1 protein-coding gene is annotated in these 1,650 nt (G+C 70.0%); it reads left to right on the top strand.

Going from position 1 to position 1,650, the window contains the following annotated elements; genetic code table 11:
- Positions 1 to 117 precede the first annotated feature (117 nt).
- Positions 118 to 1,437, top strand: a complete 1,320-nt coding sequence (locus ACFHVL_RS31215; RefSeq protein ID WP_416632213.1) for an IS4 family transposase — start codon at positions 118 to 120, stop codon at positions 1,435 to 1,437.
- The last annotated feature ends 213 nt before the right edge of the window (positions 1,438 to 1,650 follow it).

Below are 1,650 nucleotides of genomic sequence, written 5' to 3'. Positions count from 1 at the left end.
CAATGCTGCGTAGCTTAAGTTGATCTTGGGGTGTGGCCTGCGGTTGTGTGGCTGCTGTCGGGTGGTTCGGCGTGGCGGGCTGCGTGCCGACGGGGTTGGCTGTTCTGATTCCGGGTCATGTCGGTGGATGCGGTGGTGCGGCCGGACCAGGTCACGCTCGGGGTGTTGATTTCGCGGGTGTCGCGGGAGGAGGTCGACGCCGCGGTCGAGGTGTGCGGGGTGCGGGAGCAGCGGTCGGACGGGAAGTTGCCGGCGCATGTGGCCGTGTATCTGACGTTGGGGCTGACGTTGTTCCCCGACGATGACTACACCGAGGTCGCGGCCCGGGTCACGGGGTCGTTGGACCGGTTCGGGTGTTGGGACGCGGGGTGGAGCGTGTCGACGTCGAGCGCGATCACCCAGGCACGGAAACGGTTGGGCCGTCGGGTGTTCGACGAGGTGTTCGCGCGCACGTGTGGGCCGGTCGCGGGCGGGTCGGGCCCGACCGCGTCGGTGGCCGCGTTGGGCACCGCGCGGGGGTCGTTCCTACGCCGGTGGCGGCTGCTGGCGATCGACGGGTTCACCGTCGATGTGCCCGACAGCGCCGCGAACGCGGCCGAGTTCGGCTACGCCGGGTCCGGGGAGAACCGGTCGGCGTACCCGAAGGCACGGGTCGTGGCCCTCGCGGAGTGCGGCACCCACGCCTTCGTCGCCGCGGAGATCGACGCCTACGCGGTGGGTGAGAAGACCCTCGCGCAGCGGCTGTATCCGCGGTTACGCGGTGACGAACTGCTCGTCGCGGACCGGGGGTTCCACTCCTGGCAGGCGTGGGACACCGCCGTCGCGTCCGGTGCGGCGCTGGTGTGGCGGGCGCCGACCCAGCTCGACCTGCCGGTCGTGCGGGTACTGCCCGACGGCACCTGGATCACCGTCCTGATCAGGCCGACGGTCCGGGGTGCCCGGCGGGAGCGGCTCCTCGCGGCCGCCCGCGCCGGGGCCGACCTGACCGACGTCGACACGGTTCCCGACGCGTTCGACGAGCAGGGCCTGCCGGTCGTCCACCTCGCGAGGGTGGTCGAGTACACCGTGCCCGACCGGGTCGGTAACGGCACCGGCGAGGTCATCACCCTGATCACCAGCATCGTCGACCCCCACGACGCCCGCGCCGACGAACTCGCCGCCGCGTACCACGAACGCTGGGAGGAGGAAACCGGCAACGACCAACTCAAGACCCACCTACGCGGCCCCGGCCGGGTCCTGCGTTCCCGCCTGCCGGACCTGGTCCATCAGGAGATCCGGGCCTACCTGATCGTCCACCACGCGATCACCGCGCTGATCGCCGAGGCGTCAGCCGCCGCCGACATCGACCCCGACCGGATATCGTTCACCAGGGTCCTACGCCTGATCCGCCGCACCGCCACCGGCACGGCGGACATTCCCCCCTCAGGACTGGACTGACCAGCTACCGGTCCACCTGACCCGGATCGCCGATCTCATGATCCCCGAACGCAGGGAACGCACCTGCCCCCGAGCGGTCAAACGAGCCCGCCACAACCAGTACCGGGTCAAGAAACCCAACGAACCGGCCAGCATCCGCCACGACCGGCCAGCGACCATCCACATCTACCGGGTCCAGCCACCACCAAGATCAACTTAAGCTACGTGGCATTG

The organism is Micromonospora sp. LOL_023, from assembly GCF_048060115.1.
Lineage (GTDB): Bacteria > Actinomycetota > Actinomycetes > Mycobacteriales > Micromonosporaceae > Micromonospora_E.
The sequence above is the reverse complement of the archived record's forward strand: the minus strand, read 5'-3'. Positions and strand labels throughout refer to the sequence as shown.

Coding starts and splice junctions, on each gene's coding strand:
- ACFHVL_RS31215 (WP_416632213.1), top strand. CDS start 118: ATGTCGGTGGATGCGGTGGTGCGGCCGGACCAGGTCACGCTCGGGGTG.